Source organism: Hymenobacter norwichensis DSM 15439 (assembly GCF_000420705.1).
GTDB classification, from domain to species: Bacteria; Bacteroidota; Bacteroidia; order Cytophagales; family Hymenobacteraceae; genus Hymenobacter; species Hymenobacter norwichensis.
In genome coordinates this window covers 833,047-854,681 of sequence record NZ_ATVL01000008.1, presented here as the reverse complement: position 1 = coordinate 854,681, position 21,635 = coordinate 833,047, and the positions used below count along the sequence as shown (strand labels likewise).

20 protein-coding genes are annotated in these 21,635 nt (G+C 60.0%); 5 read left to right on the top strand and 15 right to left on the bottom strand.

Annotated elements, in window-relative coordinates:
* Positions 1–80: 80 nt before the first annotated feature.
* The 5 genes from G536_RS0114540 to G536_RS0114520 form a co-directional block, all read right to left on the bottom strand.
* On the bottom strand, positions 81–1,874 hold the full coding sequence (locus G536_RS0114540) for a hypothetical protein (protein WP_022824335.1): 1,794 nt from the start codon (positions 1,872–1,874) through the stop codon (positions 81–83).
* 21 nt (positions 1,875–1,895) lie between these two features.
* The gene (locus G536_RS0114535; protein WP_169515103.1) at positions 1,896–4,139 is read right to left on the bottom strand and encodes a hypothetical protein; all 2,244 of its coding nucleotides are present in this window, start codon (positions 4,137–4,139) and stop codon (positions 1,896–1,898) included.
* Positions 4,136–5,809, bottom strand: a complete 1,674-nt coding sequence (locus G536_RS0114530; protein ID WP_084708627.1) for a BatA domain-containing protein — start codon at positions 5,807–5,809, stop codon at positions 4,136–4,138. Before G536_RS0114530 ends, G536_RS0114535 begins: the two co-directional genes overlap by 4 nt.
* Before the next feature lie 26 nt (positions 5,810–5,835).
* Positions 5,836–6,708 (bottom strand): DUF58 domain-containing protein, encoded by an 873-nt coding sequence (locus G536_RS28025; protein ID WP_022824332.1) that lies wholly within the window; start codon positions 6,706–6,708, stop codon positions 5,836–5,838.
* Positions 6,709–6,846: 138 nt separating this feature from the next.
* The gene (locus G536_RS0114520) at positions 6,847–7,824 is read right to left on the bottom strand and encodes an AAA family ATPase (protein ID WP_022824331.1); all 978 of its coding nucleotides are present in this window, start codon (positions 7,822–7,824) and stop codon (positions 6,847–6,849) included.
* 293 nt (positions 7,825–8,117) lie between these two features.
* Between G536_RS0114520 and G536_RS0114515 the strand changes: the two genes are divergently transcribed.
* On the top strand, positions 8,118–9,236 hold the full coding sequence (locus G536_RS0114515) for a glycerophosphodiester phosphodiesterase (RefSeq protein WP_051166961.1): 1,119 nt from the start codon (positions 8,118–8,120) through the stop codon (positions 9,234–9,236).
* A 249-nt stretch (positions 9,237–9,485) separates the two neighbouring features.
* Here G536_RS0114515 and G536_RS28020 read toward each other — a convergent pair whose 3' ends face one another.
* A complete protein-coding gene (locus G536_RS28020; RefSeq protein WP_022824329.1) occupies positions 9,486–10,442 on the bottom strand; it encodes a 1-phosphofructokinase family hexose kinase in 957 nt (318 codons plus the stop codon).
* A gap of 234 nt (positions 10,443–10,676) precedes the next feature.
* Between G536_RS28020 and G536_RS0114505 the strand changes: the two genes are divergently transcribed.
* From G536_RS0114505 to G536_RS0114495, 3 genes are read left to right on the top strand one after another with little or no spacing between them, the layout of a single operon-like run.
* Positions 10,677–10,937, top strand: a complete 261-nt coding sequence (locus G536_RS0114505) for a hypothetical protein (RefSeq protein ID WP_022824328.1) — start codon at positions 10,677–10,679, stop codon at positions 10,935–10,937.
* Entirely contained in the window at positions 10,930–11,421 is a 492-nt protein-coding gene (locus tag G536_RS0114500) for a DUF2243 domain-containing protein (RefSeq protein WP_022824327.1), read from the top strand. The genes G536_RS0114505 and G536_RS0114500 overlap by 8 nt, the downstream gene beginning before the upstream one ends.
* 32 nt (positions 11,422–11,453) lie before the next feature.
* Entirely contained in the window at positions 11,454–12,176 is a 723-nt protein-coding gene (locus tag G536_RS0114495; RefSeq protein WP_022824326.1) for a DUF72 domain-containing protein, read from the top strand.
* 97 nt (positions 12,177–12,273) lie between these two features.
* Here G536_RS0114495 and G536_RS0114490 read toward each other — a convergent pair whose 3' ends face one another.
* The 4 genes from G536_RS0114490 to G536_RS0114470 all read right to left on the bottom strand — a co-directional run bounded on the left by G536_RS0114490 (position 12,274) and on the right by G536_RS0114470 (position 15,343).
* Positions 12,274–12,939: a hypothetical protein gene (locus G536_RS0114490; RefSeq protein WP_022824325.1), complete on the bottom strand. Its 666-nt coding sequence runs from the start codon at positions 12,937–12,939 to the stop codon at positions 12,274–12,276.
* The gene (locus tag G536_RS0114485) at positions 12,940–13,710 is read right to left on the bottom strand and encodes an LVIVD repeat-containing protein (RefSeq protein ID WP_051166960.1); all 771 of its coding nucleotides are present in this window, start codon (positions 13,708–13,710) and stop codon (positions 12,940–12,942) included.
* A gap of 22 nt (positions 13,711–13,732) precedes the next feature.
* The gene (locus G536_RS30745) at positions 13,733–14,248 is read right to left on the bottom strand and encodes an LVIVD repeat-containing protein (RefSeq protein WP_051166959.1); all 516 of its coding nucleotides are present in this window, start codon (positions 14,246–14,248) and stop codon (positions 13,733–13,735) included.
* A 159-nt stretch (positions 14,249–14,407) separates the two neighbouring features.
* On the bottom strand, positions 14,408–15,343 hold the full coding sequence (locus G536_RS0114470) for a D-2-hydroxyacid dehydrogenase (protein ID WP_022824323.1): 936 nt from the start codon (positions 15,341–15,343) through the stop codon (positions 14,408–14,410).
* A gap of 128 nt (positions 15,344–15,471) precedes the next feature.
* On the opposite strand from G536_RS0114470, the gene G536_RS0114465 reads away from it, so the two are divergent.
* Positions 15,472–16,065, top strand: a complete 594-nt coding sequence (locus G536_RS0114465) for a nitroreductase family protein (RefSeq protein WP_022824322.1) — start codon at positions 15,472–15,474, stop codon at positions 16,063–16,065.
* Positions 16,066–16,176: 111 nt separating this feature from the next.
* Here the strand turns inward: G536_RS0114465 and G536_RS0114460 are convergent, their stop codons facing one another.
* The 5 genes from G536_RS0114460 to G536_RS0114440 all read right to left on the bottom strand — a co-directional run bounded on the left by G536_RS0114460 (position 16,177) and on the right by G536_RS0114440 (position 21,516).
* A complete protein-coding gene (locus G536_RS0114460) occupies positions 16,177–16,476 on the bottom strand; it encodes a YMGG-like glycine zipper-containing protein (protein ID WP_084708638.1) in 300 nt (99 codons plus the stop codon).
* 201 nt (positions 16,477–16,677) lie between these two features.
* Entirely contained in the window at positions 16,678–19,056 is a 2,379-nt protein-coding gene (locus tag G536_RS28010) for an alpha/beta hydrolase family protein (RefSeq protein WP_245575832.1), read from the bottom strand.
* 278 nt (positions 19,057–19,334) lie between these two features.
* Positions 19,335–20,045: a pirin family protein gene (locus G536_RS0114450; RefSeq protein WP_022824319.1), complete on the bottom strand. Its 711-nt coding sequence runs from the start codon at positions 20,043–20,045 to the stop codon at positions 19,335–19,337.
* Positions 20,046–20,112: 67 nt separating this feature from the next.
* Positions 20,113–20,685 carry a nitroreductase family protein gene (locus tag G536_RS0114445; protein WP_022824318.1) on the bottom strand — a complete coding sequence of 191 codons (573 nt, stop codon included), beginning with the start codon at positions 20,683–20,685 and terminating at the stop codon, positions 20,113–20,115.
* 117 nt (positions 20,686–20,802) lie between these two features.
* A complete protein-coding gene (locus G536_RS0114440) occupies positions 20,803–21,516 on the bottom strand; it encodes a pirin family protein (RefSeq protein ID WP_022824317.1) in 714 nt (237 codons plus the stop codon).
* Positions 21,517–21,635 lie beyond the last annotated feature (119 nt).

Below are 21,635 nucleotides of genomic sequence, written 5' to 3'. Positions count from 1 at the left end.
TATTAAGCAGCAGAGCCAGCAATGCACACTGGAGGGTTAACAGAGTAAGTTGGCCGTTTCCCTGCGCCAGATAACTTAGGCTACAGCTTTTCCTCCAGCCACAGAAAGCCAGCTGCTAGCACAAACAGCACAAAAAACCAAGCCACTGGCCACGGCTCGTTGCGCATCAGGGCCGGCAGGGCTTGGTTGGTGCCCACTAGCCAAGGTTGAGTGGCTTGCTCCCAGCGTTGGGTTTCAGGACCCAGCCAGTCTTTCTCCCCGAAAACGTACAGCCACTGCGCTGGCTGCCCTGTTGCCTGCACTTGATGCCAACCCGTAGCGGTGGGCCAATACGTAGCCGTGCTCCACTCCGGCAGCGTGGCGTCCTGCTGCAAGGGTAGTTGAGTTGGTACCGCCGCCGCTATTGTGGGAGATTTATTAGGGAAATTGCCAGTCCGGCGCAGAACTACGGGCAGGTGTGGACGAGGCCACGGCTCGGTAATTAGCCATGAGGCCGCAGGAGTTAGAGGTGGCGCCGCAGCCGTTAAGAGGCAACTCCAATAGCTGCTATAAGTGGCTGTGGCGTTCTGCAGCAGCCAGGGGTAGGTTTCCAGCAATGCGGAAACCACTACGTTACCGGCTCCGCTGCGCTGGCTGGCCACCACTGCCTGGGTTGCGCCTGTCAGCGTTACCAGCGGCCGCGCCGTACCCGACAGCGCCAAAGTAGTGGGAACCAAGGCTGTGGCTGCCGGTGCTTCAGGCCATGCTAGACGCTGCGGCCGGGCAGCGGCAGCGCCGCTCTGCGCTACTAGCCGTAAGGTAGTTCGGCCAGGAACTGTAGCGGGCAAACTGGCAACATCGGCTAACACTACAAGGCCAATGTTCCCGTTGCGTTGCGCTGCCCGTAGCGCCTGAGCCTCGGCACCCGGCAAAGCGGCCAGTACACCCGCTTCGGCAATCAGCACGTCGTAGCGCACCAGTAAGGCAGGAGTGAGGCGGCTTATGTCGGTGGCCGATTGGTTGCTGAACTCGGTTTGGGTGAGGCCTCGGCTGATGCCCACGCGCCATGCTACGGCGTGCTGACGAGCAGCTAAGTAGTTTTTCAGAAATTTTAGCTCGAACGAAGGCGTAGCAGCTAGCAGCAGCACCCGCAACGGCCGCGTTGGCAGTACTTCGGCGGGCACTGGCTCAGTAACTAGCTCCCGGCCATTCTGCCGCCCAGAAACAGTGGCTACCAGCCTACCAACGGCGCGGGGTACGTAGCGTAGTTGGAACCGCCCCTGGCCGCTGGGCAGCCGTACTGAGTCGCGGGGGGTGCCGGCCACTTGCAGGCGCACCCAGGTTGGCTTCGTCTCACGGCCCGCGAAGTAGCCTTCAACAACTAGAGACTTGCCCAGTTCCAACTGCCGGTTCCAGTGCGCTGCCCGAAACCCCGTGAAGGCCGACCCGCCGTGGCGCACCAGCCGCACCGAATCTAGAGCGGGTAAAGTGGCGGCTGGTACTCCCTGGCCTAGCACATGCAAGCGGCGCAAGGCAGGCATTTGTTCCCGCAAGGTCGTTAAGCTAGCTACTATGGGCGTATCATTGAGCGTTGCCGAATACGTAGCCGGGGCATAGCGCCATATGCGGGTACGCGCCCCAAAGCGCGCCAGCAAGGCCCGTAGCGTATCGGGCTGATAGTGGGTGGTGAGCAGAATAGCCTCGGCCTGGGGCTCCGCCACGCTCCGCTCCGGCGGATAGGCCGTCAGCCACAGTCCTGCAGCCGCTAGAATGCCGGCCAGCAGCCGTGCGCTGCGGCGCCGAGCATCGGGACGCCGCCAGGCCGCCAGCGCCAAGCCCAGGGCCAGCAGTACGCAACCCGCAAGCAGAACATAATAAATAGGAGGCTTAGGCATATCGACTAAGAGCGGCAGATCTTACTGGGTGTTCAAACGTTGGAAATAGCGCTGGCTCAGCCGACCGCCGGGCACCGGACGGGCAGGGGCGGCAGGTGGCACTGGCAGAAGTGCTGTAAGAGCCGCCTCGGCCGGCCCGAAGTCCGTGGAGCGGAGCGGGCGGTTGGCCCGGATATCGGTAGCCAGCCGGCGTAGCGCCCGAACGGCGGTGAGATAGGCGCCAGGGCGTTGTAAGGCGGCCTGAGCTACGGCTTGGCCGGCGCGTTCTAGTGTTACAGCATTAGCAGGAAGAGTAGGCTGGCCGGTGCGCAGGGCAGCCAAAAGGCGCACGGCATCCCGCAACTCGGGCTGGGTGGCGGGCCGGGCAGCCTGATACTGAAGCCGGGGCGGGGCGGCTCCAGCAAGGTCGCCGGAGAGGCGGGCCGTGGCTTCGGGTAGCACGGGCGCTTCAAAGCCAGACTTGCGGACGTAAGCGCGAGTTTGCTGCTGCACTTGCTTGAGCAGGCGCAGGGCGCGGTACTCGAAAGGACGGGCCTCGGCGGGCTTGGCAAGGCGCAGGCGCAACTCGGCTTCCCACATCTGGTTGAGCACGCCGCGCAGCTTGGCTTTCACGGCGGGTTCCAGAAAGTCGGCGGTTTCGGCATCGTCGTGGCGGTGCATGTAGGGTTCCATCAGCTCGGCGGTGGCGCTGGCGGCTTCGCCCTGGTCGGTGAGTGATGGGCTGGCGGCGGCAGAATGGTCGTGGCCGTCGTCGGCGGAGTGGCCGTCAGCTAATTTGGTGGAGTCGGACGCAACAGGGGGAGGAGCTGCGCCGATGCTGTTTTCCGATTCTTCACCCAAAAACTTGCCGTAGCGCAACCGCAGCATCTTTTGGTCGAAGCCCAGGTTGTTGGCTCGCTCAGTGAAAGCAGCGGCCGGTAGACTGGCGCGTTCGGCCATCAGCTTTTCGGTGTCAATGATAATCTGGCGCTGACTGCGGAAGTAGGCCGGCACCACGTTCACGCCGAGCGACATATCCGTAAGCCCATCCTGTACGGTGGTGTCTTCCCACTGCACCAAGTAAGTATCGGAGCGGGTGAGGTGGCGGGCATTGTCGCGGGCTCGCACATAGAAATACACCTCGTCGCCGTAGGTAAGGCCCAGGGCCGGCAGGCGGAGCGAGGTGCTCACCATGGCTTGCCGTGGCTGCCCGTTGAGCTGACCGCTGAGGTTAGTGACAAACTCTTTGAACTTCACCGCCTCACCCTGGCCCTGTGCTACGGTGGCTACCAATTGCGCTTCGGTTAGGCCGTAATCATCGCGCATTAGTACCCGCACCGGTACCATAGAGCTGGCTCCAAATTCAATGAGGGTATAAGGCTTAGGCGTTTGAATTTGCAGGGTGGGCGCCCGGTCGGGCACCACATCAAGGGCGTAATCATCCGACACCTGCCCAGCAAAACGCAGGCGGTACAGGGTGGAGGCCGCTACGGTAGCCTCGGCCACAAACTGCGTTGGCTGGCCCGGTACCACCCGAAACGGAATACGCTTGGTACCCATTTCCAGTACCGGCGGGCTGCTGGCTGGTCGGCTCACCTCTGCCGTCCAGCGCACCCGCGCGCCAGCCGGACAGCTAAACGACAAGCTGGAGGGCGCGAAACTAGCTTGGCGTGTGTATGCTGGCGGCAGCACCAGCAGGCGCGTGCTTAGCAGCTTGGGCGGGGTTGGCTGGCCGGGTTGTACTGGGGTTTCGGCATCCGGAAAGTGCACTGGTAATGCCGCCGAAGCGGTTGTGGTACGGGTTGGCCGTTGCCACCACACGCCGCTAGCTAGCAGCAATAGCAGCGCGGCAGTAGTCAAGAGGGCGGGCTTCCACGAAAACGGCAACAAGTAAGGCTGCTTTGCTTGCCGGGCAGTGAGGCGAGCCAATACTCGTTGTTGCTGCAACTGTTCCAGCAGGTTCAGGGGCGTCTGGCTTTCATTGTGCAGCAACAGGCCAGTGCTATCTTCCAGCTCGGGGTACAGCCGGTCGAGGCGCTGGGTTAGCGCACGAAGCCGGGGCTGCCGCAAACGGTACAGCCAGAAACCAGCCGCCAGTAGCAGTATTGCCCCGCCAACTCCTGAAACTAATGGCCCCGCCGGCCAGTGCCGCGCCCAGGTGCCTAGCGCCAGCACGGCCGCCACCAGCGGGAGCAGCAACGCCACCGTGCGCCGGTTCGCCTCGCGCCGGCTGATGTCGTGCAGCAGTTTCTGGCCAGACACAGAAGAAGTAGCTATAACACTCATGCCGCTGAAATAGAAGGAGTAAGGGCATTCCGCCGATTAGCCAACCACCGTTCCAATACGAATAGCAGCAAGGCCGCCATTACTACCCACGCCCGCAACTCCGTGGTCTGCACGTCTAGGCTGGATTTTCTGGCTACTGCACTTGAAGCGGCGGTACGGCGGCTGGTATCTGGCTGCGCGAAACTGGTAAGCTGATTAGCGTCCAGCTGGCGGGCATCATGCGCGGCGTAAGTAGGCGTCACAACTGAGCGCAGCAACTGCAACAGTAGCTCGGGGAGGGCCGGGCTATCGGGCAGGCCGCTCCAGGTGGACTGCAACCGGGTATGCAACTGATAGATGCCGCCCGCCCCGGTGGGTTGATGCGTGAGTACAGGGCGACCAGTCCCGTCTTGCCATACCAACGCAGTACGGGCAGTTAGTTGGGTAGTGGTATCGAGGCGGGTAATGGCAACGGGCGGCGCAGTGGCTAAGCCCACAAGATCCAACTCGGCTTGCATGGTTGCCCCGGTGCCCGTGGCCTCTTGCCAGAGCTGAGCGCCGCGCTGCACTTGAGTTTGCCAGCTGGCGGGCACCGGCTTTTCGCTGAGCCAGAACAGCCAGTCGGGTGGGGGGCTGCTGGAGAAGGTGGTTGCGGCCGAAGCAGTACGAATTTCCAGCCTCTGAATCAGCCCGATAGAAGCCGCCTGCAAAGCCGCACGCACGTAGCGCCCCGATTCGGCGTGGCTGGCATCGGTATACAGCATCACCCGCAATGGCCCTTGCAGAACGGGCACTGCCGGCTGCCCCGGTTGCCGCAACGTGGCCAGCCGGCCGGCGGTATCCGGCTGATATTCCAGCGCCGGTAAGCCCGGCACGGCCACCGCACTAGCCACTCGGGGTAGCTTCCGCACTACCGTTTGAAACGTAGTGGCTTCTTCCTGGCTCCGGCCAACTATCACCCGTACCGTATCGGGGCCCGACAGCGCCGCGCCGGCCAGCCAAACCACCGAATCGGGGAGGGGAACCGGCTGCCAGGTAAGCTGCGCGGGTAGCGCTGGGCGCGGTCCGGAAAAGTGCCGCAATCCAGTGCCCGCCACAACACGCAACGGCTGATTGGGAAATGAGTCGGCAGCCTGCCGGGCGCGATGCCAATAGTTGTCGGGAGTTGCAAGCTGAAGAGAATCCGAAGTTGCGGCAACTAGCGGTGTTGTCAGTTTAGCTAATGAATCCGGGCTAGCCCAGGCCTGGCTAGATACCGCCCGGAATCCTGGTGCAAACAGCCGTAGCACAAAGCCCTGCCGACGCAACGAATCCACACTGGGGCGCAAAGCAGACAGCACCTCGGGGCGCAATGCCTCGGGCGCCAGCAGCACCATACCCCGCGGCGCGCGGCTGCTCTGGAAGCGTTGCCACAGCGGCCCGGCCACTGCCAGCGCCAGCAAGGCCACAATGGCGGAACGCAGCAACAGCAACCAGAGCTGTTCGAGCCGGAGGTTGCGCAGCCTTCGGTTGGCCCCCGCCACTAGCCACCGCACACTGCCCACTTGCACCGTTTGGCCCGGCCGCCGGTTCCAAAGGTGAATAGCCACCGGCACAAGCAGCCCTAGCAGGGCCAGCAGGCCGGCAGTAAAATTGGCAAGCAGGAAGGAGGTGACGGAGTACAATGCGGCTTGGGTAGGTAATTCAGGCAAGAAAAACGGTGGTCAACTGTCGGCCGTTACGACAGCGCCCGGCGGCGCAGAAACTCCCGCATGGCGCGGTCCAGCGGGTCGGCGGTACTGAGCTGATGGTAGTCGAAGCCGTGGCGGCGGGCTTGCTGGGCGGTGCTGCTGAGCCAGGTTTGCATCTGCTCTTGCCAGGAAGCGCGTTGCTGGTCGGCATCGAGTTGCAGGCGTTGGCCGGTTTCCAGGTCCTCGAACGTGACGGAGCCGCGGTATGTGAACTGCAATTCGTTGTTGGCCAGCAGGTGCAGTAGCAGCACGTCGCCGGAAGTAGCGCGCAGGCGGGTCAGCAAAGCTTCTATCTCGGAATTTTCTTCGTACAAGTCGCTCACGCACACTGTTAGGGCGCGTTGGCGGCGGGCGGTAAGCGGGGCCAGCGTGCCAGCATCGGGGAAGGTGCCAGTAGCTTCAGCCGTTTCCAGGGCGTGGTAGAGGCGCGGTAGCTGGCGGGCGTCGGCGCGGGGTGGCAGATGATGCAGTCCAGCTGGGTGCAATACGGTGAGCCCCACGGCGTCGCCTTGCTGAGTGGCCAGGTAGGCCAGCGCCGCCAGCAATAACTTAGCGTAGTCGAGCTTACGCAGGCCGTTGTCGTCGCGGTGGTTCATGCTGGCTGTGGCATCGAGCAGCAGGTGCACCGTCAGGCTGGTATCCACCTCCGACTCGCGCAGGTAGTACCGGTCGGAGCGGGCCGCCAGGCGCCAGTCGAGGCGGCGCAGGTCGTCGCCGGGCTGGTAGGGACGGTACTGGCTGAACTCCATGCCCACACCGTGCCGCCGGCTGGCGTGCTGCCCGTGCAGGAAGCCTTGCGCCGCCTGCTTGGCTGCCAGCGGCAGGTTGCGCAACGCGTACAGGAGTTCGGGGGAGAGCATGATGTTAGGCTTTGCGAATTAGTGGTAGCTGTCATGCAGAGGCGCAGCCGAAGCATCTCGCGTGGTGTTGGTAACCTATTGTCAGCACGTGAGATGCTTCGGCTGCGCCTCTGCATGACGGCTCTGCTGGTTTTTATATCACACGGCCACTGCCTTCAGCAACTCCCGCACGGCATCGTCGGTGGTGAGGTTTTCGGCCTCGGCGTTGAAGTTGAGTAGCACCCGGTGGCGCAGCACGGCCGGGGCCAGCGCCCGAATATCTTCCAGCGTAGCGGCGAAACGGCCTTGCAGCAGAGCGCGAGCTTTAGCGCACAAAATCAGGGCCTGCCCGGCGCGCGGACCAGCGCCCCAGCGGCCGTAGTCTTTGATGAACTTCACTTCGGAAGTGGCGGGGCGAGTAGCGCGTACCAAGCGGTTCACGAAGCCGAGCAACTCTGGGCTCAAGCTTACCTGCCGCACCAGCTGTTGCAATTCGCGCACATCATTGCCGCTGAGTACCGGGCGAACTTCGGGGCGGGCGGTGCCGGTGGTGCCGCTTAGTACCGCCAGTTCTTCCTGCTCGGTGGGGTAGCCAATGCGGATGTACAACAGGAACCGGTCGAGCTGGGCTTCGGGCAGGGGGTAGGTGCCACTTTGCTCGATGGGGTTTTGAGTGGCCAGCAGAAAAAACGGCTTGGGCAAGGCGTGTTCCTGGCCGGCGTACGTGACGTGGCCTTCCTGCATGGCCTCCAGCAGGGCAGCCTGGGTTTTGGGCGGCGTCCGGTTGATTTCGTCGGCCAGCACGAGGCTGGCGAAAATGGGCCCCTCGTTGAACTTAAACGAGCGGTGCCCGGTGCCGTGGTCCTCCTCCAGAATTTCGGTGCCGAGAATGTCGGTCGGCATTAGGTCGGGGGTGAACTGGATGCGGCGGAACGGCAGGTCGGTGGCGGAAGCCAGGGTGCGCACCAGCAGGGTTTTGGCCAAGCCCGGCACGCCTTCGAGCAGGGCGTGGCCGCCGGCCAGCAGCGCCACTAGCACCTCATCCAGTACTTCGTGCTGGCCTACTATTACTTTGGCAATTTCTTCGCGTAGCGGCGGCAGTTTGGCCAGCAGGCGGGTTACGTCTTGTTCGGTCACGCAGGGAAAGTTGGAAGCGGTTACAAGCTAAAGTCAGAAACGAGAGGGGAAGGCTGCGTAGCGCAGCATATTTCCACGCAAAGCCACTTACTAACGAGGTGCTACAGCACTGAAAACACACGCTAGCAACCGTGGCCCCACCCGAAACGGAGGCTCATAATACGCACCGCTGCCGGGATAATCAGCACGGCCACCTAAATCAGCACCGCCCAAGTGCCAGCAATTTCGTAATCTGGGCTTCATCTGGAAGTGACATAGGAAGCCAACTTTTGCGCCGAACTATCCTTCCAGCTATGCGAAACATTCTTCTACTTTTTAGTGCCACGTGCATGCTAGCCACCAGCGCCTGCCAAGACGACGACAGTACCAGCGCCGCCCAGTACAACACCCTCGACGGCAAAGCCCCGCTGGTTATTGCCCACCGTGGCGCCTCAGGGTTGCTACCCGAACACACCCTGGAAGCCTACCAACGCGCCATCGAACAGGGCGCCGATTTCATCGAGCAGGATTTGGTACTCACCAAAGACCAAGTGCTGGTGTGCCGACACGAACCCATGCTATCGGGCACCACCAACGTAGCCGACTTGCCTCAATTCGCGAGCCGCAAAACCACCAAAATGGTGGATGGCGTGGCCTACAACGACTGGTTTGTGAGCGACTTCACGCTAGCCGAAATCAAGACCATCAAGGCCAAGCAGGCCCTGGCCGACCGGCCCCAGCAGTTCAATGGCCAGTACAGCATCCCTACGTTTCAGGAGGTAATTGACCTGGCCAAAGCGCAGTCGGCGGCCACGGGGCGGGTTATCGGCATCTACCCCGAAACCAAGCACCCCACTTACCACGAAGCGCAGGGGTTGCCGCTCACCCGCAAGCTGATGGAAGCCCTGACGGCGGCCGGCTGGAACAGCAAAGACGCGCCCGTGTTCGTGCAGTCGTTTGAGGTAAGCAACCTGCGCTCCATTCGCAGCCAGTACAACTCCACGGTGCGCCTGGTGCAGCTCTACGACGCATACGACGTGGACGCCAACGGCAACATGGTGATGACTGCGCCCAACGGCCAGCCTTACGATTTCGTGGTGGCCGGCGACCCGCGCACCTACAACGACCTCGCCACCGATGCCGGCCTGGATTTCGTGAAAACCTACGCCACCGGCATCGGCCCCTGGAAGCCCTTCATCCAGCCCTACAAAGCCGCCGACATGGGCAAATTGCCCGCTTCCACGCTGATTGAGCGCGCCCATCAGCGCGGCCTGCTGGTGCACGCCTACACCTTCCGCGACGAAACCCGCTACCTGCTGCCCGCCTACGCTAACGACCCCAAAGCCGAGTACAAGAACTTCTACGACCTGGGCCTCGACGGCGTATTCTCCGACTATACAGCCACCGCCGTAGCCGCCAAACAGCGGCAATAGCGCAGAGTACAGTAAACAGCAAAGCCTCAGCCATGCATGCGCGGCCGGGGATTTTGCTTTGTGTAGCTAGTGAATGTGACTAGCAAACAGGTTGTAACAAACCACAACTTAAAAGGTCGTCATTCCGAGCTTGGCGAGGAATCTCGCGTGCTGAGGTTGCAATAGTAACTCAACCTCAGCACGCGAGATTCCTCGCCAAGCTCGGAATGACGTGCTGTTATAGTTCATTCTTCACTGTTAATCCTCTGACTAGCTCAGGGCTTTGTCTTTGGGCATAATGTCAACCAGCCAGCGGTAGAGCTTTTCGGCGTCGGTTCTCTTAAACAGCTCGGTGCCGGGGTTCATGGTAGCAGCGGTGCCGCAAGCCACACCCATGCGTACCACTTCCCGCATTGATCGGCCGGTGGCCAGCCCGTAGAGCATACCGGCCACCATACTGTCGCCGGCCCCGACGGTGCTGCGCCGCTTCACGGTGGGAGCGGGTACGTGGTCCACGGTGTCTTTGGTGATGAGGCAGGCTCCCTGCGGACCCATCGATACCACAATAATTTCGCATTTGCCGGCCCTGATGAGCCCTTGGGCGGCTTCCCCGACGGCTTCACTATCCAGCTCACTTACGCCAACCATCCGGCTTAGCTCGCCTATGTTCGGCTTGATGAGGTAGACGCCCTCCTGCACCAAGCGCTCCAGTGCCGGGCCTGAGGTATCAACAATTACTTTGGTGTTGTTGGCCTGCGCCATGTGCAGGACTTTCACCAGAAACTCAGGCTCAAGACCGGGCGGCAAACTGCCACTCACCACCAAAAAATCGGGGACGGGATGCAGCGTCTGCAACGTCTCCAGAATCAGGTTCTGCTCGTCGCTGGCAATTTCCCGGCCGGGCATCCCGAAGCGGTACTGCTGGTTGGTGGAGGCATCCACCACAATGAAATTCTCACGGGTCCAGTTGATGGTCGTAATGGGGTGCTGGTCGATGGCTTCCTGCGTGAGCAGATGCTGCAACAGTGTGCCCGCTGGCCCACTGGCCGGGAAAATGGCCAACGAATCCTGCCCAAGCCGCTTCAGCGCCCTCGATACGTTGATGCCGCCTCCGCCCGGCTCGAATTTGGGTGCGTCGCACCGCAGCTTGTGGTCCGGCACTATCTTATCAACAATGGTGCTTTTGTCGACGGTAGGGTTGAGCGTGAGCGTGACGATATAGGCCATGAGGTATGGTATGAGTTGCCAATCAGGAAGTGCGAGGTAGCAAACGGGAAGGTAGCGCCTTGCCGTTGCGCAGGTAATTTCACTCTGTTGTACTTGCCGCACGAAGCTACAGTTGCAAAACCAACTGATTTAGCGTCAGGCTCCTTGGCACTGCGCAAGCAATGGCCAGCAGCCACAGGAAGCGCAAGGTCGACCATAACCCCGTGCCCCCACCCCTGCGTAGGCAGTAGGCAAATGGCAACCTCTCCTTCAACCTTCTGGCGAGTACGCGCAGTCCTGCTGGCACTGCTGCTCTGGGCCCCGGCCACCTTGGCGTGGGCCTGCCGAGTATGCCGGCCGCGGGTGCAGGCCACCATTCACGCCCCTAATTACACGCAGAATCTGCTGCTCGTTCTGCTGCCCGTGGGGCTGCTGCTGCTGCTGCTCGGAGTCGGGCTGTTTTTTGCCTCGTCCTTCACTCGTCGTTTTACCTCGACTTCCCCTGCGCATGGCTGATCAACTGCACCGTTCCCCACTGATTGCCGCCGGCCTGCTGATGGGTGCCGGGCTGGGTGGTTTTGTAGATGGCATTGTGCTGCACCAGATGTTGCAGTGGCACAACATGCTGTCCAACCAACTGCCGCCCGATACGCTGGTGGCTGCCAAGGTGAACATGTTCTGGGACGGGGTATTTCATGCGGCTGTGTGGGTGATGACCGTAATTGGCCTGCGGATGCTCTGGTCGGTAGGTGGTCGGGCCGATGTGCCGTGGTCGGGGCGCACATTTGGAGGGGCGTTGCTGCTGGGCTGGGGCTTGTTTAACGTGGTGGAAGGCATCATCGACCACCAACTGTTGCAGCTGCACCATGTGCAGGAGTATGCCACCAACAAGCTGCCCTGGGACCTGGCATTTCTGGGTTTCGGAGGGCTGCTGCTGGTAGCTGGCTGGGCACTCATCCGGGCCGGCCGCCACGATACAGCAAGCCGTGGCACAGTGTAGTGGTGGTATTTCTCTCTTAACTTTTCTGTGCTATGCCTACCTGGCACGTTGGCTGTTCCGGCTACCACTACCGCCACTGGAAAGGCGTTTTCTACCCTGAAAAGCTGCCGCAGCGCCGCTGGTTCGAGTTCTACAGCCAGCACTTCCGCACGCTGGAGCTGAACGTGACGTTCTACCGCTTTCCGCAGCTGTCGTTCCTGGAAAACTGGTACAACAGCAGCCTTGCGGACTTCCGGTTTTCAGTGAAGGCACCGCGCCTGATTACCCACTACAAGCAGTTCAACGACACCGCCCAACTACTCGCCGACTTCTATGGCACGGTGCAGGAAGGCTTACGCGAAAAGCTGGGCCCAGTGCTGTTCCAACTACCGCCGCGCCTGGCGTACTCCGAAGACCAGTTGCACAAGATCCTCGACAGCCTCGACCCGGCCTTTCGCAACGTGCTGGAATTTCGGCACCCAAGCTGGTGGGAAGGCCACGTGTACCAGGAGCTAGCGCGCCACGGCGTTGCGTTCTGCGGCCAAAGCCACCCCCACCTGCCTGACGAAGTAGTTGCCAACACGCGCCTGCTTTACTACCGCTTCCACGGCACTCCCGAACTCTACAAGTCACCGTATTCTGAGGACTATCTGCGCCGGGTTGCAACCCAAATTCAGGAGGCAACCCACGTGCAGGAAGCCTACCTCTACTTCAACAACGACATCGACGCCTCCGCCATCGGCAACGCCCGGCAATTCGGTGAAATTGTGAAATAGTGAAGTGGTGAGTTTCACGTTTAATTGGCGCGAGTCTGCACAAATGGGGCCATTGGAACATCAAACTCACCACTTCACCATTTCACTACTTCACATCTTACCACGCTACGCCCACCCGGAAGCCAATGGGGAAGTAGAACCCGCTGGCGCCATAGTCGCTCATGCTGCTGGCGTACCGGTTGCCAGAAAGCGTCGAGCGGGAGCTGGATTTGCGCAAACCGAGTCCGGTAAACACATCCAGGAATATGGGTAAGTCGGGCAGGAAAAGCTGACCGCCCAGCACGGCCGCGGCTCCGTACCGGTCGATGGTTTCCTGCTGGCCACGTGAGCGGTACTGATAATACGTCAGGCCGCTGGGTGCTACTTCAGGCTCCCAGCTTAGGGCCTGGAATTGCATCTCGAAGTGCTGGTAATGTGGTCCATAGCTGAAATAGAAACCTTCCAACAGCTTGGCTTGCTTGGTGAGGTAGAGGCGGTGCTGAATGGCCAGGCCGTAACCCCGCACCCGGTTGCTGCTGCCCTCCACCAGCTCAGACGTAAGTGCCTGCACGTTGCCGCGGTAGAACTGAGGCGTAATCACCAGCGCCTGTCGGCCCGCTGGGCCCCACACCTTCTCCAGGCCGAGTTGGTAGCCACCGGTCAGCATTGGAATCAGATCTGCTTTCACACTATACGTACGGGCCGGGGGAGTGGGAGCCTGAGCGTGTGCGGCCGGTTGGCTACCCATTCCCAAGGCGGCCAGCGCTAAAAAACGAAGGTGCATCTACTTGTTCGGCGTAATGGGCAATACACTCAGCGGGGTAAGTACGCCGTTGCGGTAGCGGTACTGGTGCAGCCCGTCGGGCCCGATAGCTAGTAGATGCCCCCGGTGCGGAATTACGTCCGACACGTTCACGTCGAAGGTTTGCAGGGTTTGCAGCGCTGGCGCGTTCTTCGTCCCGAATACTTTCAGCTTGTCTTTGTCGCACACGAATAGCAGGGTGCTGTCCACGCCCAGACCCAGCGGGTGCTGCATGGGGTAGGATTGAGCCAGCCGTGGGGTGCGCAGGTTGGTCAGGTCGATGACCTGGAGCTGGTTGGGGCCGCCGCCGCAGGTGCGGCCGTCGCGCAGGGTCACGTAGGCAAACTTTTCGTCTACAACTACTGGGTCGCAGCTCATAACGTGCTCATAGTAGGCCACCTGCTGAGGCTGCGCGGGCACTGAAGCATCAAAGATGTACATGCCGCGCTGGGTGCCTAAAAACAGATAAGGCGCGCGCGGGTAAATGGTTTCGATGCCGAGATTCAGCGGTACCACCTGTCCGCGGGCCGGGGCCGACGGTGTGGCGAGGTCGAATAGGCGCAGGCTCTGGTTGTCAACTACGTAGAGCGTGTTATTGAGCACCGTGAAACGGGCCAAGGAGCCGCCTTTGCCGTCGCCGGCGGCTTGGTTGGCGCTGGTGGGACTAGCGGCGTCGTTGGCATTACAGGCACCGAGGGCCAAGGCCAGCACGGCCGCCACAGAACTGGTAAGGAGGGTAGAAAGGTAGCGCATAGGTCGAGGTAGGATAGATGAATTATAGTTTCTGCCAACCTACCACTACGGCGTCGGCGGGGCGGTTTGCAAGCTGATATTCAGTGGGAACATCGCCGGTTTCGGGCATGGGCAGTTCCGGTACGGCATCGCGCACGCGGTTGAGCAGCCGCGCCGCCTGCATATTCGACACGTCGAAAGTGAGTAGGTCGGGGCCACTATCGGCGTAGAGCATGTTGCCCTTCATGGCCACATCCACATTGCCCGGAATCCGCAGGAAGGCCACCGGCTGCGGACTGGCGGGATTCTGGTTGTTGATAATGTGCACGCCCTCGTACCGCTCATTGATGAGGATGTACGGGTCGCGGAGGTAGATTTTGCCGGTATTATGCATCTCCTGCGGTGGCAACACGGCCACTGCCTGCTCTAGCTGCGTGCGAGGCATGAGTAGCGGTTTGTACACCGGCACCGGAATCCGGTCAATGGGTTCCACTATCGGGCAAGCAGTTAAGCTTAGGAGCAGCGTGCCGCCCAGCAGGCAAGAGTAAAGTTTATGCATGGTAGGAATAGCTAAGAGTAGATATTCCTTGGAGCCCCCGCACCTCGCAAATGGTTGCATCCTTCCCAAGCTCGGAATGACGGCCTGTTGGGCTCAGGTTCTATTGAGCTTGGATACTCTGGCGTTGCGGTTTGTTGAAATCCGCCTACTGATTATATTCTAATAGCCGCGACCTAGCTGCACGCTGTTTTCCAGCGGTTCGCTTCGCTGAAAGTGGTGCAGGTTGCGGAGCAGGATATCTACTTTGCCTTCGTCTTCGCCGGGTTGGCCGCCGCCGCTATGTTGGGTGAGCAGTACGTTGGGCAGTTGCCAAAGCGGATTGTCGGTGGGCAACGGTTCTTGGCGGGTTACGTCCAATACCGCACCAGCAAGGCGGCCGGCTTGCAATGCTTTCAGCAGGGCGGCTTCGTCAGTGGTGTTGCCGCGGCCCACGCTGGCATAGATGCTGCCAGGGTGCATGGCGTCAATCAGTTCGGCGGAAAAGAAGTTTTCAGCGCTGCCGGGCAGGCAGTTCACCACAATGTCCGTTTCGGGCAGGGCAGTTTGTAGTTCTTCCTTGGAGTGAAGCTGCGCCTTGGGGTCGGTGCGGGCCAGAAAGCGCACGGCGCAGTTAAAGCCGGTGAGCTGCTGGGCCACAGCCTGCCCGATGGCACCGCTGCCCAGAATAATTACACGCTTGTCGCGCAGCAACCCCAATTTCAAGCGAATCGGGGCACCTACCCACTTCTTCTCAGCCTGCAACACGGCCAGTTCCGGAATGTGCCGGTACCAGCCCAGAATGCCGGCCACCATGGTCTCGGCGCAGGGCCAAGCAAAAAAGTCGCCGATGTTGGCTACCTGCGCGCCGGTTTGCACTTGCTGATACCTATCAATGCCAGCCGAGTCTATCTGCCAGAATTGCAAGCCAGCGGGCGGCGTAGTGGTGAACCACTCGGCGGGCGGGTTGCCAAGTAACACCTCGGCCTGCTGAAACGCCGCCGCCTGCTTGGTTTCGGGCAGGTCTTGGCGGAAGGTGGCGGTTATGTCGGCGGGTAGCTGCTGGAGCAGCAAGGCACGGGCCGATTCGGAAAGCGGAGGGTAAACGAAGAGTTGCATCACCTGTTACTATCCGAAAAAGCTTCCAGTAGGTTGCACCATCACATTGAAATGCCACTATTATGCTCGTGGTTAGGCTGCGGCCGCCTGCTTACTTTGCCACTTGTTCTATACTAGTAACCAGCTCCATGACCTCCGATTTTCCCTTCGATACCGAACAGTTCGACCGCCTCATCCGGGCGCGGCGCAGCATTCAGCCCGTGCAGTTTGTGCCCGGCAAAATCATTCCCGATGAGCTGATTGAACGCCTGCTTGAAAACGCGAACTGGGCACCCACTCACAAGCGCACCGAGCCGTGGCGGTTTGTGGTGTTCAGCGGCGAAGGCCGCCAGAAGCTGGCTGATTTTCAGGCCGAGCTGTACCAGCGCACGGCCGGCGACAAATTTCAGGCTGCCAAGTACGACAAGCTGCGGACCTCGCCGCTACTCAGCTCCCACGTCGTGGCCATCGGCCTCAAGCGCCACCCCGACGTGCCCGAAATAGAGGAGGTGGAAGCCGTGGCCTGTGCCGTGCAAAACCTGCACCTTACGGCTACTGCCTATGGGTTAGGCGGTTTCTGGAGTAGCGGCGGTATCACGTATCTGGAGGAAGCCAAGCCGTTTTTCGGCCTCGGCCTCGACGACCAGCTGCTGGGCTTTTTCGCGCTGGGTTACGTGCAGAACCCGCCCGGTAAAAATATCCGCAAGCCTATAGCCGAGAAAGTGACGTGGGTCCGCGAATAAGTGCCTGACATACTCTTTGCGCACAAGACCAACGCCGCACTTCAATTACAAGCAAAAAGCCCCGAACCAGTGTGGTTTGGGGCTTTTGTTGAGGATTATACAACCAGAAAGCTAGTCTTTCTTGGAGTACTGTTGGTACCGCACGGGGTCTTTCTTTTTGTCTTTTTTGCGGCCAATTAAAGCACCACCAACGGCTCCGGCCGCGCCGCCCACAATAGCGCCCGTGGCCCGGTCGCCTTTGCCAGCAATAACAGCCCCGGCTACGGCTCCAGTACCGCCGCCAATGGCAGCGCCTTTGCCTTTCTTGCTCCAGCCTTTCTTGGTTTGCGCGGCCACTTCTGGCGCAGTTACAGTGCCACCCAGCATCAGCACGGCGGACAACATGGCAACATATAGTTTGAACGTTTTCATGTGGGTGATTTTCAGAATGTAGTACTTTAAGCTGAACTGTGTCTTGTAACGCAAAAGCTGAAAATTGGGTTGTACTTAGCAGAGAATAGTGTGTGGTAATCGGCGAAAAAGGACCTAAAACAACGTGGGAATGCGAAGAATAGAAAAAAATAACCTTGAACACCTATAATGTTCAAGGTTATTGGTGGCTTCTGAAACAACCTATTTTACGGCTGCCTGCCCTTCGATTGGCACGGACGAAGTATCCACCGCCGTTGGGTTCTTCACGTGCTTGTCCAGCCAAGTGTTCATCTCCCACAGCATGTGCATAATAGACTCGCGGGCTGCGTAGCCGTGGCTTTCGGCAGGCAGCACCACGTAGCGTACTGTGGCGCCGTGGCCTTTCAGGGCATTGTAGAACCGCTCACTCTGGATGGGAAAGGTGCCGGAGTTGTTGTCGGCCTCGCCGTGAATCAGCAGAATTGGGGTCTTGATTTTGTCGGCGTAGTTGAACGGCGACATCGTGTTATATACCTCTGGTGCTTGCCAATACGTGCGCTCCTCGCCCTGGAAGCCAAACGGTGTGAGCGTGCGGTTGTAAGCCCCGCTGCGCGCAATACCCGCCCGGAACAGGTTGGAGTGGGCCAGCAGGTTGGCCGTCATGAACGCGCCATACGAATGGCCCATCACGGCCACGCGGCTAGGGTCTACTACGCCCAGGCGTTGCCCTTCGTCGATGGCCGCTTTGGCCGAAGCCACCAGCTGCTCAGTATAGGTATCGTTGGGCTCTTTGCTGCCCTCGCCCACTATCGGAATGCTGGTGCCTTGCAGCACGGCGTAGCCCTGCGTCACCCAGTACACCGGGGTGCCCCAGCTGAGGCGCGTGAAGGTGTAAGGCGAGCCTTTCACTTGGCTGGCGTCTTTCTTGTCTTTGAACTCCACCGGATACGCCTCTAGCAGCGTAGGCAGCGGGCCGTCTTCCTTCTTATAAGTGGGCGGCAGATACAAGTTAGCCGTCAAATCCACCCCGTCGGCGCGCTTGTACTTGAGCACCTGCTTTTTCAGGCCGCCCAAGCTGGCGTAGGGGTTGGCAAACTTGGTAAGTGGCGTCAGGCGGCTGTTGCGGGCATCCCGCAGATAATAGTTTGGCACCTCCGTCACCGACTCGCGGCGCGTAACCAACAGGTGCTTGCTAGCATCGAGCAGCGCAACCGGCACCTCATAGAAAGGCGCTTCAGAACGCCACCAGCGGGTGCTTTGCTTGGTGTGCACGTCTAGCTCATCCACAAACGGCCGGTCGCCTTCCGCCGAAGCGCCCGCCCCAAACAGATACACCAGGCTGCTTTTCGAGTCGGTGGCCAGCACCGAGCGGCCCAGCGCGTTGTGCTTCACGTAGGGCGTGCCGGGGTCGGTGTAGCTGTCCTGCGACGACCTATCGAAGAGTACAGTCAACGAGTTCTTGGCGCTGGGGTCCAAAGTCCAGGTAGTTTCGTGGCGGTCCACCCAGCGGTAGCCCTGCACCAGCGCCAGCTTATCGGTGCCCCAGTAGATGCCGGCGTAGCGCATCGGCAAAGCGGCTAGCTCCTGTGGGTTGCCCTCGAATGGGGCCGGGAGGGTAAATACTTTGTCGCGGATGGGGGCGGTGGTTTTGGGGTTGCCGCCGTCTTGGGCTTCCACCCAATACACGGTGGCCGGGGCATCGTCGCGCCAATTGTGGCCGCGCTGCCCGGTGGGTACCGCGTCGAAGCTGGTAGGCACGTTGTCGGCCAGGGGCAACTCGGCCAGCTCCTTCACCACCAAGCCTTCCATACTCAGCACTTCCACCCGTACCGGAAAGCTGCTCACCGGCAAGTTGTAGGAAAACGGCCGGTGGCGGGTTTTGATGAGGGCAAAGCGGCCATCTGGCGAGGGGGCTGCCTGCTGAATAATGCCTGGTGCGCCCAGCGGCTGCATGCGGCCATCGGTGCCCACTTTCACCACCTGGGCTTGCGCGTAGTAGTTGAACAGCCGCTCGTCGGCGGGGCTTTTCAGCAAATCCTGATAGGTGCGGGCGGCGGCCGTGCGGCCCCCGTTCTCCTGAATGGTGGGGCCAGTAGGAGTTGCCGTGACAACTGGGGCTTCGCCGCGCCCGCCTACAATGGCGCGCGCCAGCAGCGTTTTGCTGTCGGATACCCACTCGTACGACGAGCCAAAAATGCCGTTCAAAAACAGGTTAGGCACCAGCCTAGCCGACGCCGCCGCTACGTCTACCAGCCACAGCTCCACGTGGTTGGCGGTGGTGTGGGTGAGGGCAATTTTGGTGTTGTCCGGCGACCAGTTCACTTCACTGATGCGGGCGTTGGTGGGCAGGCCCTGCACCAGCAGTTCTTTGCCATCGGGCAGGCGCTTGAGGCGCAGCGCGGTAGCGTAGCTGACCCGGCTCGGGCCGTTGGTACGCGGGTTGATGCGCAGCCCCGCCAGCCGCAACTCCGGCTGCGACAACTCAGCAATTGTGGGCATGTCCTGCACGTTCAGCATCAGCATCCAAGCGCCATTCGGTGAGATGCTGACCCGCGGGGTTGGCGGCGTTTCCGCCAAGGTAGCAATGGCCTTCGGAGGCATTTGGTACGGCAAGTCCTGCGCCCAACCGGCGACACTAACCGTACTTAATGCAAATAAAAGAAGACGTTGTTTCATAAAACGAATAAATCCAATAATTCAGCAGCTAAGTTCGGTAGAATTTCTGAGCTATAGATAACGTGGATGCTTAATCTAGATACTAAAATATAAGTAAAATGCATTGTAGCGCGATATCAAGTTTCGCGCTACAATGCATTTTAGCTGGTTGCCTAAATAGTAGGGCAGCAACCATAAGAGTTCCGCCTTAGCGTTTGCCGCACCTAGTGATTTATCGGTGCCTCAATCACAATGAATTTGCTTTCGGCAGTACAAGTAATTTCCACCGAAGCCGTTTCCCAAAGCCCGATACTCTCGCGCTGCGCTACCTCTTGGCCGTTCACAGTCAGAGCGCCTTCCATCAAGAAGATAAATACGCCTTTGTTGAGCGGGTTCAGCGTGTAGGTCAGGTTCTGCCCGGCATCATAGAAGCCAAGCGAGAGTTTGGCGTTCTGGTTGATCCAGCAATGCGCCGTGCCTTCCTCATTGCTGACGATGGTGGTGAGCTGGTTGCGGCGCTTCTCGGCCGGGAAATGGCGGCGCTGGTAACGGGGCGTTACGTTTTGCAGCTTCGGCTCCACCCAGATTTGTAAGAAGTTCACCTCGTCGTCGCCGATGTTGTGCTCCTCATGGCGCAGGCCGGTGCCGGCACTCATAATCTGCACCCAATCGGTACTTACTTCCTCCTTGAAGCCCAACGAGTCGATGTGGTTCATGCGGCCCGCCAGCATCACCGAAATGATTTCCATGTTGGCGTGGGCGTGCAACCCGAACCCGTTGCCGGGCTTCACGAAGTCGTCGTTGAAAACGCGCAATAGGCCAAAGCCGCTACGGGACGGATTCGCGTACGGCCCGAAGCTGAGCGAGAAATTGCTTTGCAGCCAGCCGATGTCTTTGAGGCCTCGGTCGGCGGCTTTGATGATGGTGTGTGGCATGGGAAGGTTTGGAATGGGTGAAGAGTGACGGGAGTAGCGTACAGCAAAGGCTGCGCGCTACTTTCGGTTATAGCTTGCCTTCGAAGGCAATTTCGCTGAGGGGTTTGCGCTGCCGCGGGGCTTTCTCGCGGCTCAGGAATGGCTCTTCCAACTGCTCGGCTTCGCCGAGGTAGCCTAGCGCAATCATCACAACGGGTTGCAAACCGTCGGGCAGTTCGAACACCTGCTTGGCCTTCTCCCGGTCGAAACCACCCATGAAGTGCGTGTATAAGTCCAAGGCAGTGGCTTCCAGCGAGAGGTTGCCGTTGGCCAGGCCCAAGTCGTGGATGGCAGCGCCGTTGGGCGTGCCGTCGTCGTTCAGGGTTTTGGCGAGTGCCAGAATCAGGACGGGCGCGTTTTTGGCCCACGGCTGGTTGCCGGGCATCAGGCAGCTTAGCAGTTTCTGGAAATTTTCCTGGTCGGAGTGGTGGGCGTAGAGGTAGCGCCAGGGCTGAAGGTTCATGGCGCTGGCGGCCCAAGAGGCAGCCTCAAATACTTGGTTGAGCGTGTCAGGAGAAACCGGAGTGCTGGCAAACGACCGGGGGCTCCACCGCTTGCGTATGGCTTCGAGAACAGGGTAGGTGGTGGTGGCGTGACGCATGACTTATATAAGTTGTTAGTGCTGGTAGTTGATTGTTGTTCCGAGTACAGCGAGGAATCTAGCGTAGTTATTCTGCTAAACTCAGATTCCTCGCTGTACTCGGAATGACAGCGTTGGTTAGAAATTCATGGGTACTTCCATCAGCAACAGACGAGCGTTGCTGTCGGCTTTAATGGTAAGCGAATCGGTGTCCCACACTCCGAAACCGTCGCGGCGGTGCAGGGTTTGGCCGGCCACGGTGGCGTCGCCTTCCAGCACAAAAACGTACACGCCGTTGCCGGGGCGCTTCACCTGATACTCGGCCGAAAAATTGGCATCGAAATCAGCCATATGAAACCATGCATCCTGATGAATCCAGACGCCGGCATCGTCGGGGTTGGGCGACAGAATCTGCTGGAACTGGTTGTGGCGGTCTTCGGCCTGGAACGTTTGCTGGTCGTAGCGCGAGGGCACGTTGCGCTGATTAGGAAACAGCCAGATCTGCAAAAACTTCACTTGCTCGGTCTGGCTGTGGTTTTTCTCGCTGTGCGCAATGCCGGTACCAGCACTCATCACCTGCACGTCGCCGCTTTGAATGATGCCGTGGTTGCCGGCGCTGTCCTTATGCTCCAAGGTACCCGACAGCGGAATGCTGATGATTTCCATGTTGTCGTGCGGGTGGGTGCCGAAGCCCATGCCACCGGCCACGGTGTCGTCGTTGAGGACGCGCAAGGCGCCGAAATGCATCTGCTGCGGGTTGTTGTAGCCGCCGAAGCTGAAGGTGTGGTAAGAATTCAGCCAACCGTGGTTGGCGTGGCCGCGCGTGTTGGCGGGGTGGAGGAGCGTTTGCATGTCAGGAGGAGTATAATCTTAGGCAAGATTTCCCGCCAAAGGTAGGAAATATATGTACATACATAAATTGGAAAAATAAAGTTCATCTACATCTATATAGAGCTGGGTAAATAGGCGGC

Coding starts and splice junctions, on each gene's coding strand:
- G536_RS0114540 (WP_022824335.1), bottom strand. CDS start 1,874: ATGCCTAAGCCTCCTATTTATTATGTTCTGCTTGCGGGTTGCGTACTG.
- G536_RS0114535 (WP_169515103.1), bottom strand. CDS start 4,139: ATGAGTGTTATAGCTACTTCTTCTGTGTCTGGCCAGAAACTGCTGCAC.
- G536_RS28025 (WP_022824332.1), bottom strand. CDS start 6,708: ATGCTCTCCCCCGAACTCCTGTACGCGTTGCGCAACCTGCCGCTGGCA.
- G536_RS0114515 (WP_051166961.1), top strand. CDS start 8,118: ATGCGAAACATTCTTCTACTTTTTAGTGCCACGTGCATGCTAGCCACC.
- G536_RS28020 (WP_022824329.1), bottom strand. CDS start 10,442: ATGGCCTATATCGTCACGCTCACGCTCAACCCTACCGTCGACAAAAGC.
- G536_RS0114505 (WP_022824328.1), top strand. CDS start 10,677: ATGGCAACCTCTCCTTCAACCTTCTGGCGAGTACGCGCAGTCCTGCTG.
- G536_RS0114500 (WP_022824327.1), top strand. CDS start 10,930: ATGGCTGATCAACTGCACCGTTCCCCACTGATTGCCGCCGGCCTGCTG.
- G536_RS0114495 (WP_022824326.1), top strand. CDS start 11,454: ATGCCTACCTGGCACGTTGGCTGTTCCGGCTACCACTACCGCCACTGG.
- G536_RS0114490 (WP_022824325.1), bottom strand. CDS start 12,939: ATGCACCTTCGTTTTTTAGCGCTGGCCGCCTTGGGAATGGGTAGCCAA.
- G536_RS0114485 (WP_051166960.1), bottom strand. CDS start 13,710: ATGCGCTACCTTTCTACCCTCCTTACCAGTTCTGTGGCGGCCGTGCTG.
- G536_RS30745 (WP_051166959.1), bottom strand. CDS start 14,248: ATGCATAAACTTTACTCTTGCCTGCTGGGCGGCACGCTGCTCCTAAGC.
- G536_RS0114470 (WP_022824323.1), bottom strand. CDS start 15,343: ATGCAACTCTTCGTTTACCCTCCGCTTTCCGAATCGGCCCGTGCCTTG.
- G536_RS0114465 (WP_022824322.1), top strand. CDS start 15,472: ATGACCTCCGATTTTCCCTTCGATACCGAACAGTTCGACCGCCTCATC.
- G536_RS0114460 (WP_084708638.1), bottom strand. CDS start 16,476: ATGAAAACGTTCAAACTATATGTTGCCATGTTGTCCGCCGTGCTGATG.
- G536_RS28010 (WP_245575832.1), bottom strand. CDS start 19,056: ATGCCTCCGAAGGCCATTGCTACCTTGGCGGAAACGCCGCCAACCCCG.
- G536_RS0114450 (WP_022824319.1), bottom strand. CDS start 20,045: ATGCCACACACCATCATCAAAGCCGCCGACCGAGGCCTCAAAGACATC.
- G536_RS0114445 (WP_022824318.1), bottom strand. CDS start 20,685: ATGCGTCACGCCACCACCACCTACCCTGTTCTCGAAGCCATACGCAAG.
- G536_RS0114440 (WP_022824317.1), bottom strand. CDS start 21,516: ATGCAAACGCTCCTCCACCCCGCCAACACGCGCGGCCACGCCAACCAC.